The sequence below is a fragment of the Acidobacteriota bacterium genome (assembly GCA_016208495.1).
In the GTDB taxonomy this organism is placed as follows: Bacteria; Acidobacteriota; Blastocatellia; order Chloracidobacteriales; family Chloracidobacteriaceae; genus JACQXX01.
In genome coordinates this window covers 1-16,474 of the sequence record JACQXX010000039.1, presented here as the reverse complement: position 1 = coordinate 16,474, position 16,474 = coordinate 1, and the positions used below count along the sequence as shown (strand labels likewise).

Below are 16,474 nucleotides of genomic sequence, written 5' to 3'. Positions count from 1 at the left end.
GCTCAGGGCGTGGGGCTGAAGACTGTGGGCTGGAGAAAACAGGTTCCATACCTTGAGCCCGACTTCTTCAGCCCCGAGCTTGCGAGTCTTCAGCCCTACTTCGGAGCATTCTGTCGGTCAGCAAAGACTTTGCCTAACGTCTGTTCAAGTGTTTCACCCCGGAGTTTGCCTTCAATTGCAATGATTTTGCCATTTTCATCAACCAGGATTGGTTTTGGGATCCCGTTGACTTCAAACAATTTGGCTAACTCGCTTTGGAAGTTGCCCTCGATAAAAGCGTGTTTCCAGGGCATTTTCCATTTTTCTTCACGGAATTTTTTGACGTCCTCTGGTTTCTGATCAAAGGAAAGGCTCAGGATTTCAAAGTTATTCCCTTTGAATTTGTCATAGGCTTTGTGCAGGTTTTCCATTTCTCCAACACAGGGGCCGCACCAGACAGCCCAAAAATCAATCAGGTAAATTTTGCCTTTGATGGAATTGTTTGAGTAAGACACCTGCTGATTTTCGATGTCTTTGACCTGAAATGCTGGTAACAGTTGACCGGCTTTGACTTTTCGATCCGGGTTGAACCGCATTTTGGCCATTTGAGCCATTTGGGTATCGCCAAAATCTTTCATAAGTCGGTCATAATAGTGACGAATCAGCGGTTCATTTTCGGTTTCATCCGCCTCAGAGAGGCCCGAAAACAGAGCCGTGGCCTTAAAGTTAGAACTGGCACCCTTTTCCACAATTGCCTGGATGTATTGTTCTTTGCGGTCTTTCCAGCCAGCCAGGTCAATCGCAGTCATCATCAGAAATGGATTGCTGGCCCATAGATCAGAACTTACCGGAATTTCTTCCAGGGCTTTTTGGGCAATGGCCTTATCTTTTTTCTCTGATTTTACAATCAAGTACGTGATCATGGCATATTGACGAACCGATGCATTTTTTTCAGATTCGATACTCTGTACCAGACCCGGTAGGACGTCAGATTCATCATAGGCTTTGAAAAAGGCTTGCATCTCTTTGATGTCAGGTTTGGTTTTGATTTTAGCCTGGAAGGCTGTCTGAAATGCTTCCTCCCGCCGTTTGGATCCGGCATACAACTCGCCAATTTTGCCAGCCGAGGACGATTTATCTGCAAACACAACTGAGGCTGGTTCCGCCAGGCGGTTTAGTTTGGTTGGATCAAAGACAATATGGACTTTTCCATTTTGGGCTTTGACCACTGACCGGTAATCACCATCTCCGTCATATTCAAATTCGTCAGAGTTGGTGCCGTTGATGGTCCCCCCCTGGGTTTCCAATCCAGCAATCTGGTAAGCAACTTTGTCTTTTGTTGTTTCAAATTCGACGGCATAGGTCCCATCGGCTTGCTTTTCGAGTGATTTGGCACCCTTGGGTGAGAAATTGTCCAAATCGGTAATCACCTTGAGTTTGGAGTAGTCGTCAACATACTGATTGGTTTTAAGCTTCACCGAAACCGTAATTGGCTGAGGTTGATCAACCAGCAGCGTGAACAGAAGGCGTTTATGATCAACGCCGGTGCATTCGACAGTGAACCAGCCAGTGCCAGGCGCTGGCAACTTGAAACTGCCATCGCTGGAAACCTGGACTTCAGCCAGGGGTTTTTTCAAATCAACCAGGGAAAATAAGCGAACATGGGCTTTGGTCAATGGTTTCTGGCTGGCACTCACGACGGTTCCTTTGAGTTCCGTTGTTTTTTGGGCTGATGCCAGTTGGGTTGAACCGAAAATCAGTCCAAGCGCGAGAAGAAAAAATACGAATTTTTTCACAAGATCCTCCTTGTGTTACCTGTCAGTACAGTGGAAATGGCTAAGTATGAGCGGGTAAAGGGTGTTGATTGGGAATACCACGCCAGCCATCAGAAGTCGTTCCAGCAAAAATAATTCAATGCTGAAACATCAAAATGCCTGGTTGTGGCACGAAGGATGCACTAGATGGTTTACAGTTGACAAGTGATTGAATGCAAATGTGAGGTTTGATTGGAACTAAGTACGCTGAAGAAAGAAGTTTTCAATAAATGGATATTTCCCCTAACCCGTTTAAAGAAATAATTTTAGATGTAAAGCCACAGCCTGATGAGGCTCAGAAAATAGAATTATTGTAATAACAAATTTCCCAAACAAGACTGCCACAACCCTTTGAAAAACATCCATTCTGCCCCAGTTTTACTTTTGAGGTTATATGAACCAGGAATTGATCAAACAAACCACAAAACGAGGGTTTGATGTCGTACTGGCGGGTACAGCGTTGGTGGTGTTATCTCCACTTCTACTCGGCCTGGCCTGCCTCATTCGATATAAACTCGGCGGGCCGGTTCTTTTTCGCCAGCACCGACCGGGTCTGAGTGGCAAACCATTTGAACTGATGAAATTTCGAACCATGACCAGTGTTTGTAACCAAAATGGCGAATTATTGCCAGATGAACTCCGACTGACGAAATTCGGACAGTGGCTGCGCAGCACCAGTCTTGATGAATTACCCGAGTTGATCAATGTCTTCAAAGGGGACATGAGTCTGGTTGGCCCGCGACCATTGTTGATGGAGTACCTTCCACTCTATACCGCAGAACAAAACCAGCGGCATCTTGTCCAGCCAGGAATTACCGGTTGGGCTCAAATCAATGGCCGCAACCTGCTTTCCTGGGAAGCCAAATTTGATCTCGATGTCTGGTATGTCAAACACTGGTCCATCTGGCTCGACCTGCGAATCATTTTTCTGACGCTGGTCAAAGTTGTCAGACGTGAAGGAATCAGCCAGCCAGGAAATGCAACTGCCACGGTTTTTCGCGGAAGTTCTCAGGTGGATGTACTTCAGTAATTTTTAAGCCGCGATGGCCTTTGCCAGAAAGGAATCTGCAATGGAACGCAAACGAATTGCAATTATTGGCGCGGGTGGGTGTGCCCGCGAGGTCACCTGGTTAATTAAAGAAATCAACCGCATCCACCCGATATATGAGTTTGCCGGGTATCTGGTGAGTGATCTCGCGCGCCTGGGCGACCGTGACAGCCGGGATCAGGTGCTGGGTGATTTCTCCTGGCTCGAAAAAAATGCCTCAAGTGTCGCAGCCTTGGCACTTGGCATCGGAACTCCGTCAGTTCGACTGCGAATTGGACAGGAACTGGCTGCTCGATACCCAAATCTGGAGTGGCCGACATTGGTCCATCCAACCGGACGCTATGACGAAGATACCTGCCAGTTGGGGCGTGGGGTTCTCTGGTTTGCTAATGTGCTGGGAACAGTCAATTTACAGATCGGTGATTTTTCAATGATCAGCAATGGATGCACGATTGGACACGAATCAAAAATTGGAAAAGGCTGCCTTTTAAACCCTTCTGTCAACATTTCCGGCGGTGTTTTGATTGGTGATGGCGTTCTTGTCGGAGTTGGGGCACAGGTATTGCAGTATCTCAGAATAGAGGCGGGCGCCACGATTGGAGCAGGAGCCGTCGTGACGAAATCCGTACCTGAAGGGATCACCGTCGTTGGCGTCCCCGCCTATCCTCTCTCAAAACCTCAGCCACCACTTCCGCATCTTCGACCACTCCCATCCGCTTCACTCAGTCCTTAATAGTTGATTTCACTTTGTTTCCGCTGATTCCGTTGAAATCAAACCTCTGTGCTTCAGCTTGCCGGAGCACGTTGAAAAAGGATGAGTCGTATGTCCCGCATTTATCTTTCCGTTCCAACCATGGGTGGTCGTGAACTCCAATACATTCAGGAAGCTTTTGACACAAACTGGATCTCAACCGTCGGCCCAAATATCACCGCCTTTGAAGCTGATTTCTCCGACCGGATCGGGCAATCGTGCGTTGCACTCTCCAGCGGAACCGCTGCGCTTCAATTAGGTTTACGGCTGCTTGGTGTTGGGCCCGGGGACGAGGTTTTTTGTCCCACTTTGACCTTTGTGGCCACAGCCAATCCCGTGCTGTACCTCGGTGCCAAACCAGTTTTTTTGGACAGTGAAACCCGAAGCTGGAATTTAGATCCACAGATACTCTCAGAGGCCCTTGGTGAACGAGCTAAAATCAACCGCCTGCCCAAAGCCGTCATTGTGGTCCATCTGTTTGGGCAGTCAGCCGATATGGATCCAATTGTGGAGATGTGTCATAAATATGACGTTCCCGTTTTAGAGGATGCGGCTGAGGCAGTTGGAACGCTCTACCGGGGAAAACCTGCCGGAACCTTCGGAGATGTTGCGGCATTTTCCTTTAATGGAAACAAAATTATGACCACCAGCGGCGGGGGAATGCTCACCGCCAAAGATCCTGCCCTGGTTGACAAAGCCCGGTTTTGGTCAACTCAAGCCCGTGATGCGGGGATTGCGTATGAACATTCCGAGATGGGCTACAATTTTCGAATGAGCAACATTTTGGCCGGTATTGGTCGCGGACAGTTAGAGATTGTTGATGAATTAATTGACCGGCGACGCCAGGTGGCTTTTCGATACCAGCGCGCCTTTCAGGATTTACCCGGAATTGAATTCATGCCTCAGGCTGAATATGGGTTTCATACCAACTGGCTCAGTTGTTTTTTGATTGACGAAGACCAGTTTGGATGTAGTCGGGATGAAGTCATTGACGTGCTGGCGCGTGAAGATATTGAGTCTCGCCCAATCTGGAAGCCGATGCACCTCCAACCACTCTATGCCCGGGCCGAACGCTTTGGCGGTGACGTCGCCGAACGCCTGTTTCGTCGCGGGATTTGTCTGCCTAGTTCGCCCAATTTGACGTTTGAAGACCAGCAGCGAGTCATTGAAATTATCAAACGTGCGGCACATAAGCAGATGCAGCAGCCGGTTGGAAACAACACGCTCGAAGTCGTTTATTTTTGACAGGCGGAAGCGAACAAATTTGAATGGGTGCTTTCACTGAAAATAAGTATTGAAGTTAAACATTCTTTTTCTTGTATCTCACTGGAAAAACAGATCTTTTATGGAATTCTGTTGCCTGGAAAGAAAAAAGTGATAAGGTGCCAGTCTCCAAACAACCTCTTTCACCAGAAAAGAAAATCCGCTTTATTGAATGGAAGACCAAGGGGAGAATCAGTATGTGTGGAATCGTGGGATATGTTGGTGAAAAGCATGTCGTTCCAGTGTTAATGGATGGCCTCAGAAAACTTGAATATCGTGGATATGATTCAGCAGGAATTGCCGTGGTTGATCACGGAAACCTGTTTGTCCGACGTGCTCCGGGAAAACTCAGAAACCTCGAAACCAACCTGAAATTACAACCCATTGATGGCACCTATGGCGTGGGACATACCCGATGGGCAACCCATGGCCGACCATCGGAACAAAATGCCCATCCACACCGCGATGCGAGCGGTCGAATTGTGGTGGTTCACAATGGCGTGATTGAAAATCATGCCCAATTAAAACAACAACTCCTCAGTGATGGGCACGTGTTTGTAACACAGACTGACACTGAAGTGATTGCCCACTTGATCGGGAAACTCCGTGATCAATCCGAATCCCTGGAAGAAGCCGTGCGCCAGGCGGTGGCTGAATTTCAAGGCATTTATGCCATTGCGGTGATGTCGGCTGACGAGCCTGACAAAATTGTAACCGCCCGGCTTGGCCCACCGATTGTCATTGGTTTGGGAAACAACGAATATTTCATCGCGTCCGACATACCCGCGATTTTGGAACATACCCGCGATATGTTTTTTCTGGCGGACCAGGAAATGGCGGTTTTGACCCGCTCTGGCGTTCTGGTGACCGATTTTGAAGGCATCCCGCAGTCCCCCAATATCCACCGGATTATGTGGGACGCTCACATGGTTGAAAAAGGCGGGTTCCGTCATTTCATGCTCAAGGAAATTTATGAGCAGCCACGGTCCATCCGCGACACATTACTCGGGCGGGTATCAGTTGAAGAAGGCCATGTTTATCTTGATAACATTGATTTTCGCCCCAGTGAGTGGCGGAACTTTTCCAGTATCAAAATCGCGGCCTGTGGCACGAGCTGGCACGCGGCGATGGTGGGTAAGTATTTCATCGAAGAACTCGCTCGTGTTCCAGTCGAAGTTGATTACGCCAGCGAGTTTCGCTATCGGGATCCGTTGCTTGACCAGACAACTTTGACGATTGTCGTGACCCAGTCCGGTGAAACGGCTGATACGGTGGCTGCGCTCCGCGAGGCCAAATCCAAAAACAGTCGCGTGATTGCCGTGTGTAACGTCCTTGGGTCAATGGCAACCCGCGAAGCTGACGCCACGATTTTGACTCAGGCAGGACCTGAAATCTCAGTTGCCTCCACCAAGGCATTTACTTCGCAAGTGACCGCTCTGTATTTACTGGCACTCTATTTGGCCCAGGAACGCGGCACGCTCGACCAGGATGCCCTCCGATTCCATATTGAACAATTACTCCAGTTGCCGATGAAAATGGAATCGGTCCTTAACCTGGACACCCAGATTGATGAATTGGGCAAAGTCATTTTCCGAAGCCAGGATTTTTTGTATCTGGGACGTGGAATCTTTTTTCCAATTGCCCTGGAAGGCGCTTTGAAGCTCAAGGAAATTAGCTACATCCACGCCGAAGGCTACCCGGCAGGAGAAATGAAACACGGCCCCAATGCCTTGATTGACGACCGGTTGCCGGTGGTGTTTATCACCCCCTATGAACCAGGTTCCCGTGCATCTGAATTGCGGTATGAAAAAACCCTGTCAAATATGCAGGAAGTGAAAGCACGCGAAGGAATTCTCATTGCCATAGTCACCGAAGGTGATTCACACGCCGCAGAGCTGGCTGATTATGTGATTGAAATTCCGGCGGCCTGTGACGGTTCGGGGTTCGGGGTTCGGGGTTCGGGGTTCGGGGTTCGGGGTTCGGGGTTCGGGGTTCGGGGTTCGGGGTTCGGGGTTCGGGGTTCGGGGTTCGGGGTTTTCGAATTTATGTCCTTTTTGTCCTTTATGTCCTTTTAGTCTTTTTCAAACCCTGAACCCTGAGCCCCAAGCCCCAAACCCTCACCACAATTACTTCCCCTTCGGCGGTGCCTCGGGAGTTTTGGCTGGCTCGGCAGGTTTCTTGGGATCATCGGTCCCGTTCCCCTGTTTGCGTTCCAGCATTTCAATCCGCATCGGGTTGGGCCGTTCACGCTTTTCCTTAAACAATTCAAAGCGTGATTTCACTGGTCGCGGAGGGAAATAGTTGTTGGTCAAATCGGCATCGGCTGTTTCCAGGTGTGGATCAAGCGTCAGCGATTTGATTTCCTTCTTCGTCAGAATCAATTTGTAGGTCGTTGTGTTGTTATAGCGCCAGATTTCGGCTGGGAGGCGGAGTTCTTCGCTGGTCCCATCCATATAGTCAATCTGGAGAATCACTGGCATTACCAACCCGCCAATATTCTTAAATTCGACCTGATAGAAATTATACCCGGAGTTGAGCAGTTCCTTTTCGCGGTCCGAAAGCATTTTGACCAGCTCGGCGTATTCTTTGCGGTCCCGGTCGGTGATTTTCAGGTCATCATATTCATTGTAAAAGTCTTTGAGCGATGGAATTTGATCAACCCGTTTGGGTAACGCCTTGTTGCGCGTTTTGGAGAGGGTTTCAGGCTGGCTTTCGCGTTCCTGTTTACGGAGTGGTTTTTCGACGTCTGGATTCTGGGTGTTGACGGTCATCCATTTGACATTTTCAATGGAAATATCGGTGTGATCCGTGGTGTAAAACCATCCACGCCAGAACCAGTCAAGGTCAACACCTGAGGCATCTTCCATCGTGCGGAAGAAATCAGCCGGCATTGGTCGCTTAAATTTCCAACGACGTGAATATTCGCGAAACGCAAAGTCAAAGAGTTCGCGCCCAAGCACTGTTTCCCGCAGGATGTTGAGCGCCGTGGCGGGTTTGGCGTAGGCATTGTTGCCAAACTGGAGCAGCGATTCCGAATTGGTCATAATCGGAACCTGTTCCGAACTGGTCATATAATCAATGATCGTAAAGGGTTCGCCACGGCCAACTGGATAATTGTCTTCCCATTCCTGCTGGGACAGATACTGCAGGAAGGTGTTGAGTCCTTCGTCCATCCAGGTCCACTGGCGTTCGTCGGAATTGACAATCATTGGAAAGAAGTTGTGCCCGACTTCGTGGATGACGACTGAAATCAGCCCATATTTGGTCATCTTGGAATAGGTGCCGTCTTCTTCGGGACGTGGGCCATTAAAGCAAATCATCGGATATTCCATCCCGCCCACTGGACCATTGACCGAAATCGCGGTTGGATACGGATAGCCAAACGAATATCGCGAATACACATTGAGCGTGTGGATAATCGCCTGGGTCGAATATTTATCCCACAGCGGCATGCCTTCTTTCGGATAAAAAGACATCGCCATCACTTTATTGCCTTCGACCGTATGTTGCTGGGCATCCCAGACAAATTTTCGCGAAGAGGCAAAGGCAAAATCACGCACGTTTTCCGCCGCAAACACCCAGGTCTTCTTGCCTTTGGGTTTGTTGGATTCGTTGGCTTTGGCTTCGTCAGGTGTGACGATAAACACCGGGGATTTCGCAGTTTTGGCCTGTTCCCACCGGTCGCGTTGGGCTTTGGTCAGGACGTCCAGCGGGTTTTGGAGCACACCCGTTGCCGCCACGACGTGGTCATCGGGCACGGTGATGCTGACTTTGTAGTTTCCAAATTCCAGCGTAAATTCGCCCGCTCCGAGATATTGCTTGTGCTGCCAGCCGGAAACATCGTTATAGGCAGCCATGCGCGGGAACCACTGGGCGATTTCATAGAGATAATTTCCATCTTTCGGAAAGAACTCGTATCCGCCGCGTCCGCCTAACAGCCTCTGGTTATTGATGTTGTGATTCCAATCCACTGAAAATGTGAATGAATCACCCGATTTGAGCGGCGTCTTTAAGTCAACCCGCATCATGGTTTTCACGACCGTAAACGGCAGGTTTGTGCCGCGAATATCTTTGACGGACGTAATGTTGCATTTTCCATCGAAGTTCTGAGCCGTGAGCAGCCGTTCAAGCGTGTTGAATGGCTCGCGTTCGTCTATTTTGGGTGAGCGGGTCAGGCCCGCGTCCGACCCTTTGGCAAAAATGTTTTGATCGAGTTGCAACCAGAGATAGTTCAACGGATCAGGTGAGTTATTGGTGTAGGTGATGGTCTCCGTCCCGCTGAGGCGCTGATTGGTGTCGTCCAATTCGACCTTGATCGTGTAATCCGCCCGTTGCTGCCAGTACCGGTGGCCGGGTGCCCCCGAAGCCGTTCGGTATTCATTGGGGGTTGGCAGAATTTCTTCGAGCTGGCGGAATTTATCAACCGGATTTGATTTGGATTGTGCCCAGCCTGGTCCTGAGACACACAGAAAGAGAGCAGCCAGTACAAACACACGTACCTTTCGCAAAACCTTGTTCCTCCCATTATCGTTATGTGCGCGCGATTTGAGCAGACGGTTATCTGTGGTAAAAGATAGATAGATTGCCATAACCGGTCTGAAAACGCACCGTCCAATAACAGAAATCTTCTCAACACCCAGCTTCACGTGAAAGGAATCGTATGCGACCAATTTTTCATGGCGCTTTTTTGAAAATGTGTGTGCTGACAGTTATTTCTTGTCTGTCAGCCTTTCCATTGCTTGCCGAACCAGCCACCAACCAAAAAACAAAACCCGCAACACCGAAACCAGCGGTGATGGTGTTGGGCACGTACCATATGGGAAACCCCAATCTGGACATTGCCAATGCCCAGGCCGACGATGTTTCAACCCCGAAACGGCAAAAGGAACTTGAAGCCTTTGCCAGACAACTGGCTGCCTTTAAACCCACCAAAATCGCCCTTGAACAGCCCTTTGGCACTGACACGATGGACAAACTCTATCAGAAATACCTGACGGGCGAATTTGCTTTGAAAAACAATGAGTTGTACCAGGTTGGGTTTCGACTGGCCAAAGTCTGTGGGCACAAAACCGTCTATCCAATTGATGCCGAAGGGAAATTCCCCTGGGAAGAAATGCAGAACTATGCCCAGAAAAACGGTCAGGAAGCCTTTATCAACCAGGGAATGGCAGTGATTCAAGCTGAAGTCGGAAAAATCAATGAGGTAATCAAAACCCGGACCGTCAGCGGCATTTTCAAGTACCTGAACGACCCGGAAGATATCAAACGCGGGCACTCGCTCTATATGCAACTGCTCCGGGTAGGAAAGGGAAGTGAGTATCCTGGAGCAACTCTGGTCAGTGAATGGTATGCCCGAAACCTGCGCATCATGGCCAATCTGCAGCGGATCACCGACTCGCCAAATGATCGAATTTTGGTTATTTATGGAGCCGGCCATTCCCATCTGTTGCGTCAGTTTGTGATTGATTCCGGGGAATACACCCTGGTTGAACCAAATACCTTTCTGACGGAATGAAGAATTGAGAATGAAAAAAGTGGTTAGTGGTTAGTGGTTAGGACTTGGTGCTTGGTGACTGGCAATCAATACCAGCTAAGAATCAAGCGCCAGGAACCAGGTTTTCGTCATTGCCTCAACTTTTCCCAAATCGAATCTTCGCGGTGACGAAATGAACTCCCAGATTGTCCTTTATGTCCTTTATGTCCTTTGATTTGGGCTCAATCAACCACAGTTAAGGCCAAAACGAAAGCAGGTGAGCCAATGAACCATTTTCCAAACCCTCGTTTGCAGCTCAATTTCAGAAAGATCTTATCCCTGGCTGGCTGGTTCATTTTTTCCGGGTGCCTGATTCTGAGTTTTTCACACTCAACACAGGCGCAACAGTCGTCAGGATCTGAATCATCGCCGGCTGGGAGAGGAGCGGAAGGTGAAGCCTCTCCGTCGGTGATGCCCGCGTTTGACCAGCTTCGGCTTGATGGATTTGACGCTCTCTTTAGCCTGGACTATACCGAAGCGGAAAAGAAGTTTCGGCACATGATTCAACTGGAGCCAGACCATCCATCCGGATATGTGAGCCTGGCCAATTGTATGTGGCTACGGAAACTCTACACTTCGCGCCGGTTGCAAACAGACCTGTATGCCACAAAGTCCTTTTACGCCGAGTCGGAGGAGAAAGCCGATCCCGAATTTGACAGGGCATTTCGCGAAACGTTAAAGCTGGCGATGACCAAATCTGAGGGCCGGCTGAAAAAAAACAAAAAGGATGCCGTGGCGCTCTATTACCTTGGATCGGCTCATGGTCTGCTGGCTGCCTACGAGGCAACCGTGATGCGGTCATTTCTGGCGGCACTGCGAAATGGTTCAAAATCAGTTGATTACCATGAAAAAACGCTCGAAGCCGACCCGACATACATTGATGCCAGGCTCACGCTGGGAGTCTATAACTATGTGGTCGGGTCGCTTCCGGCACCTGTCAAATTGCTGGCGCTGATGGGTGGTGTCAAAGGCTCAAAGAAAAAAGGGTTTGAATTGCTGGAAGAAGCCCGTGACCATTCCCGCTTTGTCAAAGATGAATCCCGAACCATGTTGATTGCGCTCTATAAACGTGAAAACCGAATGGATGACGCGCTCCGCGAACTGGCCATCCTGGCTGAAAAATACCCTCGCAACTATTTGATTCAACTCGAACAGGCAACGACGCTGGCCAAAGCTGGAAAAGCCGAGTCCAGCAATCAGGTTTTTTCCGCACTGTTGGAGAACCAGACCGCCATTGGAATTCGCGATGTGATTAATTTTCAATTTGCTGAATCCCTGCTGGTCCAGGGCAATCAGGCTGAAGCACTCAAGCGATACCAGCGGGTGATTCACACGCCCAAAGCCAATGGAGACTTGATCACGCTGTCACATCTCAAGTCTGGACAGTTATACGATCTGGCCAACGACCGCCAAAAAGCCCTGGCTCAGTATCGGCTGGTGTCGCTCCGCCGCAACGTGTTTGACAGCCAGGAGCAGGCCAAAAAGTACCTGAAAACACCCTATTCCACTCAGAATTGAAGTCGGGTTTTGGAGTGCGGCCCACTTGACGCCGCTTTTCAGTGTTCAGCCTGCCGATTTGAAAGCGGCGTCAAGCCACCGCACTCCGATACATGTATTCGTTACGCTCGTCATCCTCCCCAGCGTGCGTAGCTCATCGTTTCCGCTTCTTCTACTCAGTATATTCTCCTATCTGATTTTCGAGGAGCATTATACTGATCTGCTTGCCCGCTATCTACCTGGCTACTCCTATGGATTATTATTCTTTTGGTTTGGTTTCGGTGTTTCAGAGCTTAGACTTACCCCACTAAGTACAGCCACCCAATTAGTATTAGTATATCTACATAGGTCCATCAGAGCGGTTAAATTTAACTTAAGCAATAGGCTAGGATTTTCTAAGATTTCAGCGATTTCCCATCCTACTTGTTCTTCAAAATCAGATACAGTGATTTTGTGGTATTCAAGATGCTCTTTTATTGTATCAATAAAAGAGGTCAAGGATATTGGATGTGAAAATAGTTCGACTGGATCAACCTGCAAAACACCACATAATTTGATGAATTGATGGATTGATAAAGTTTCTACGACTTCATCATCATAGGCTTCAATATCTCGATACCACTCAAAGGATATATCGAGGGTTATTGCCATTTGTTCTATAGAGAGTCCTTTTTTCTCTCTTAACTGTTGTATTCGATGCCCGTAGCTCAAGTGTGACATACTATCCTCACATTATTGTGTTGGTTAAGAGTTGAAAAAAATTGCTACAAATAAAGAGTTTATCAGAAATGCAAATTCCAGTTGGTCAAATTATTCCTTACCTTTAGATGATTTTGAACGCTTGCTCTCAACCTTTAATTTGCATTATTGGTTTATGAGGGCAATAACTCTTTATTCTTGATTAAGCTCTGTTGACATTGCTTGTAAATGATTGGGAAGAAAAACCTTACACAATTGATAGAAATTCAGTTAAGCTATTTTCTTTTCAATTACTTAGACTCAAGAATGTCAATAGAACCTAGTGGACTGTAGCGTAAGTTTTTGGTAACTATTCAGACCCCATCCGTGGTAGTTTTCTTCAACAGCATATACAAGATGCGGTATTGTGACTGCGTCGAAAAGACTTAAAATGCTTGGTTTCCATGTTACACTCACTAGCCAAAAAATCTAAACCTTTTGTTCACAACACATACAAGATTCATAGGGGTCTGAATAGTTACAGCTTTTGAACAATTTGCTATCATCTTGAGTGCCCTGCTCCATTGGGCGCGGTAAAACGTTGTCAAATGATCTTATTTCATTCAAAAACTTTTGCTACAGTTCACTAGCGAATCATTGGGTAATGACAGAAAAGATTCAAAAGAACCCTAACTTTGAATTACTCAATTCCAACTGTGGTATTTTCTTCCAGGTTTAGGCATTCCCCAAACTGGTGCCCAGGGTCTATTTGGCCCAGGTTTGGGACTTAGAAACGGTGGTAATGGTGGCAATGTAGATGGAGCCCCATGACAAGGCATTGGTTCTGGAAGTGACTCCCAAGGGTCAGTAGGAGATTGGTTTCCCTTTGGTGGTCTTTTTTGTCCTCGCCAAGGTTTTAGGCTCTTTTCCGGATATCTCCGAGGTTTACCATTTTCATCGTAATAGTCATAGTGATCCCAATGTCCATCATCATCAAAATGAGGGTAGTATTTTCTCCCTGTAGTTGGGTCTTGAACATAGTGGTCTCGCTCATCAACACCCGTTGGCCAAGAAGGATCCCAACCAGGAGGTTTTCGACCATTCGGTAAAAAGGGACCTGAGCCTTTTCCTTGTAACCCTTCAGGATCAATTGAATCGATGACTCTATTTTCTACATAACCATAGAGATTGATTCCCCCTTCTTCCCCAATCGGATCTCGGCTCAACCACCGTCCCAGCTCCGGGCTGTAGGTCCGATACCAGGTCAGGTTGAGTTTGAGGTTCAGAATGCTGCCCGCCGAATGCAGGTTCCAGTACCCCGCATAGCCGATGTCAAAGACCGTTGTCCCCGTGACCACCGTCTGTCGTCCCCACGGGTCGTAGTCGTACCGTGAAACGACATTTCCGCTGCTATCCGTCACTTCCCGCACGCTCCCCAGATGGTCCCGCGTGTAGTAGTTTACCGTGCTGTTGGTTTTCACCCCCTGTGCAAAGAATCGCTTGGTGATTGGGTTTACTCCGGGGATGGTTGTCCGTTCCCAGCAGATTTCAGGCCCACACCAGATATAGCGCTGTTCCCTGACCACCGTGCTGCCTTGTTTGCTGATTTTTTTGATTCGGCGGCCAATCCCATCATACACGAACTCGACTCGGTTTGTCCCCTCCTCAATTTCAACCAGTCGTTGAGCACCGTCCCACCCGAAAGTGCGTGTTCCGTCATTGATCAGACACCCGTTGGCATCATATCCATAACTGGTTTGCGGGGCGCTGCCGACCTTGCGGGTCTGCAATTCATTGACATTGTTGAAGGTGAAATTGGTCGTCGTCGCACCGATGATTTCCTGGTTCCGATTGGCTGCCAGGTCACATTCCAGACGAAGGAAAAAGGCAGTTCGACGTTCCAGGTCGAAACCGACTCCGTGAAGACCGCTCAATCGGCGACCGACCCGTCAAAAGTGTACCTGACGATGTTTCGCAATGCCTTTATCGAATCTGGGAAGCACTCTACGAACTTCCCGACCGGCGCTGAAACCAAGATGAAGGGAGTTGGAGTGCGGCGGCAATCGGGCTTTGAAGCATCAGGCTAATCTTGATGATGAGACGGTTTGAAATCATTTTTTCGATCAGTGACTAAGGAAATTGAATGAAAGACTTGTGCTTCCGTGAATTTTGAGTCCTAAATGACATTAGAGTGACTTCGTAATACGCTTCAAATTCTTTCCATGTATATCAATTTGCCACAGTTCTTTTTTATCATTTCGTTTTTTATCCGACAAAAAGAGAATTCTTTTACCATCAGGTGTAAAGACAGGGTTTTGATTGCTGGAATGGTTTTGGGTGATTTGAACTGCATTTGATCCATCGGAATCCATAATCCATACTTCGTAATCATAAATCCCGATTTGACTTACTCGATTGGAAACAAAAGCTATTTTCTTACCATCGGGGGAAAACACTGGATCACTGTGAATGGTTTTTAAATCTGTCGTCAATTGCTTCGGATCCGTACTGCCATCGAGGTTCATAACGAAAATTTGTCCCTCAACATCAATCAATCGTGGTTTTGCCGCAAAAATAATTTGCCTATTATCCGGTGAATAATGAGGGGGTTTCAGTTGATAGTATTTTCCCTGAGTTAATCGTCGCTCTTCAGTCCCATCTACATTCATCGAATACAAATCCCAATCATCCCAAATGTGTCCACCCATGCTATAGGGGCGATATCGGTGAGCACGAATAAAGACGATTTTCGATCCATCTGGAGAAAATGAAGGGGAGGTGTCATAAAAAGTGTTATTTGTGATGCGTCTGTGATTTTTCCCCTCATAATCCATAACGTAAATCTGCCCATCTTTTGCCCCGTGGGGCACCGATACATAAACAATAAACTTCCCGTCAGGAGAAAAAGCAGGGTCTCTCTTATCATCTTTGGTGAAGGTAAGTTGTCTAACTTGAGTCCCGTCACTATTCATCATATAAAATTCCGCATGCCCGCTCTTTTCCGAGCTAAAAACAATTTCTGAGCCATTTGGCGATATGGAAAATGTTTGTGCTGAGGTATCTAATGAAAAAGTGGTCACTCCAAACATGATAACAAAGAAAGTAAGCATACTGGTTGCTTTGGAAAACATAGCTCTATCTCCTGAAATCAAAAACAATTTTTTTCGTGTGTCAGGCAGCGCCGTCACGAGTAATCCGTGACGACACTGCGAAACACCCATTTCAAAAGGCGTTTATCTTTTTACTTGATTTTGCCTGCTGTACAAAAAATTACACGTATGAAAAATCGTGCAACTTTACATTTGAACCCTTTGCATTTGGCTATTTTTGCACATCGACACAAGGTCAAGTCACATTGTTCAGTCCGAGGTGCTAATACCCCACACAAGCCACTCGCTGGAGGAGTGCTTTTATCGTAGCACTCGTCATGTTTCATGCAGCATTTATCGAGATCATCTTTCGGGTCAGGTTTTTGACCAGGTTTTGGACCAGAACCACACCAGTTCCCATATCCAGCTTTTAACCCAAGGGGGTCAATTAAGTTGACTGGATTATTCAGAACGTAGGTATACAAATTTGTTTCATCTGTTACGCGCCCAGCATTCCCCCCTAGTTCAGAAGTAGCACTGATGAAGGATTCAGGAGAATTTGGGAGGTCAGCAAAAGTTCCCATCAAGTTTTGGGTTGATACCATCCACCCCATTTCCCCAATCGGATCCCGGCTCAGCCACCGCCCCAGCTCTGGACTGTACGCTCGATACCAGGTCAGGTTGAGTTTGAGGTTCAGAATGCTGCCCGTTGAGTGCAGATTCCAGTATCCCGCGTACCCGATGTCAAAGACCGTTGTCCCGGTGACCACCGTCTGCCGTCCCCACGGGTCGTAGTCGTACCGTGAAACGACATTTCCGCTG

13 protein-coding genes are annotated in these 16,474 nt (G+C 47.9%); 7 read left to right on the top strand and 6 right to left on the bottom strand.

Annotated features, from left to right (window positions below; genetic code table 11):
* Window positions 1-95: 95 nt before the first annotated feature.
* A complete protein-coding gene (locus tag HY774_06710; protein ID MBI4748162.1) occupies window positions 96-1,775 on the bottom strand; it encodes a redoxin domain-containing protein in 1,680 nt (559 codons plus the stop codon).
* 412 nt (window positions 1,776-2,187) lie between these two features.
* Here HY774_06710 and HY774_06705 point away from each other — a divergent pair, with 412 nt between their 5' ends.
* From HY774_06705 to glmS, 4 genes are all read left to right on the top strand, one after another.
* Window positions 2,188-2,823: a sugar transferase gene (locus HY774_06705; GenBank protein MBI4748161.1), complete on the top strand. Its 636-nt coding sequence runs from the start codon at window positions 2,188-2,190 to the stop codon at window positions 2,821-2,823.
* Window positions 2,824-2,863: 40 nt separating this feature from the next.
* Window positions 2,864-3,574, top strand: coding sequence for a hypothetical protein (locus HY774_06700; GenBank protein MBI4748160.1), 711 nt, complete (start codon window positions 2,864-2,866; stop codon window positions 3,572-3,574).
* A 90-nt stretch (window positions 3,575-3,664) separates the two neighbouring features.
* Window positions 3,665-4,837, top strand: a complete 1,173-nt coding sequence (locus HY774_06695; protein ID MBI4748159.1) for a DegT/DnrJ/EryC1/StrS family aminotransferase — start codon at window positions 3,665-3,667, stop codon at window positions 4,835-4,837.
* A gap of 215 nt (window positions 4,838-5,052) precedes the next feature.
* The gene (gene glmS / locus HY774_06690) at window positions 5,053-6,930 is read left to right on the top strand and encodes a glutamine--fructose-6-phosphate transaminase (isomerizing) (protein ID MBI4748158.1); all 1,878 of its coding nucleotides are present in this window, start codon (window positions 5,053-5,055) and stop codon (window positions 6,928-6,930) included.
* Between the two features lie 51 nt (window positions 6,931-6,981).
* Here glmS and HY774_06685 read toward each other — a convergent pair whose 3' ends face one another.
* Entirely contained in the window at window positions 6,982-9,444 is a 2,463-nt protein-coding gene (locus HY774_06685; GenBank protein ID MBI4748157.1) for a M1 family metallopeptidase, read from the bottom strand.
* Between the two features lie 71 nt (window positions 9,445-9,515).
* Here HY774_06685 and HY774_06680 point away from each other — a divergent pair, with 71 nt between their 5' ends.
* Entirely contained in the window at window positions 9,516-10,370 is an 855-nt protein-coding gene (locus tag HY774_06680) for a hypothetical protein (protein ID MBI4748156.1), read from the top strand.
* A 243-nt stretch (window positions 10,371-10,613) separates the two neighbouring features.
* Window positions 10,614-11,906: a hypothetical protein gene (locus tag HY774_06675; protein ID MBI4748155.1), complete on the top strand. Its 1,293-nt coding sequence runs from the start codon at window positions 10,614-10,616 to the stop codon at window positions 11,904-11,906.
* A 228-nt stretch (window positions 11,907-12,134) separates the two neighbouring features.
* On the opposite strand, the gene HY774_06670 is transcribed toward HY774_06675, so the two are convergent.
* Entirely contained in the window at window positions 12,135-12,605 is a 471-nt protein-coding gene (locus HY774_06670; protein MBI4748154.1) for a helix-turn-helix transcriptional regulator, read from the bottom strand.
* A gap of 662 nt (window positions 12,606-13,267) precedes the next feature.
* A complete protein-coding gene (locus tag HY774_06665) occupies window positions 13,268-14,497 on the bottom strand; it encodes a hypothetical protein (protein MBI4748153.1) in 1,230 nt (409 codons plus the stop codon).
* Here HY774_06665 and HY774_06660 point away from each other — a divergent pair.
* A complete protein-coding gene (locus HY774_06660; protein ID MBI4748152.1) occupies window positions 14,483-14,650 on the top strand; it encodes a hypothetical protein in 168 nt (55 codons plus the stop codon). The genes HY774_06665 and HY774_06660 overlap by 15 nt on opposite strands.
* A 99-nt stretch (window positions 14,651-14,749) precedes the next feature.
* Here HY774_06660 and HY774_06655 read toward each other — a convergent pair whose 3' ends face one another.
* Together HY774_06655 and HY774_06650 are read right to left on the bottom strand one after the other, a co-directional pair.
* Window positions 14,750-15,694 carry a PD40 domain-containing protein gene (locus HY774_06655; protein MBI4748151.1) on the bottom strand — a complete coding sequence of 315 codons (945 nt, stop codon included), beginning with the start codon at window positions 15,692-15,694 and terminating at the stop codon, window positions 14,750-14,752.
* A gap of 110 nt (window positions 15,695-15,804) precedes the next feature.
* Window positions 15,805-16,474 (bottom strand): hypothetical protein (locus HY774_06650; protein ID MBI4748150.1); only part of this gene is annotated, 670 nt, incomplete at its 5' end.

Bases quoted from the DNA above. Each gene is read 5' to 3' on its own strand.
- HY774_06705 (MBI4748161.1), top strand. From the start codon at position 2,188: ATGAACCAGGAATTGATCAAACAAACCACAAAACGAGGGTTTGATGTC.
- HY774_06680 (MBI4748156.1), top strand. From the start codon at position 9,516: ATGCGACCAATTTTTCATGGCGCTTTTTTGAAAATGTGTGTGCTGACA.
- HY774_06685 (MBI4748157.1), bottom strand. From the start codon at position 9,444: ATGGCAATCTATCTATCTTTTACCACAGATAACCGTCTGCTCAAATCG.
- HY774_06670 (MBI4748154.1), bottom strand. From the start codon at position 12,605: ATGTCACACTTGAGCTACGGGCATCGAATACAACAGTTAAGAGAGAAA.
- HY774_06700 (MBI4748160.1), top strand. From the start codon at position 2,864: ATGGAACGCAAACGAATTGCAATTATTGGCGCGGGTGGGTGTGCCCGC.
- glmS (MBI4748158.1), top strand. From the start codon at position 5,053: ATGTGTGGAATCGTGGGATATGTTGGTGAAAAGCATGTCGTTCCAGTG.
- HY774_06695 (MBI4748159.1), top strand. From the start codon at position 3,665: ATGTCCCGCATTTATCTTTCCGTTCCAACCATGGGTGGTCGTGAACTC.
- HY774_06655 (MBI4748151.1), bottom strand. From the start codon at position 15,694: ATGTTTTCCAAAGCAACCAGTATGCTTACTTTCTTTGTTATCATGTTT.
- HY774_06675 (MBI4748155.1), top strand. From the start codon at position 10,614: ATGAACCATTTTCCAAACCCTCGTTTGCAGCTCAATTTCAGAAAGATC.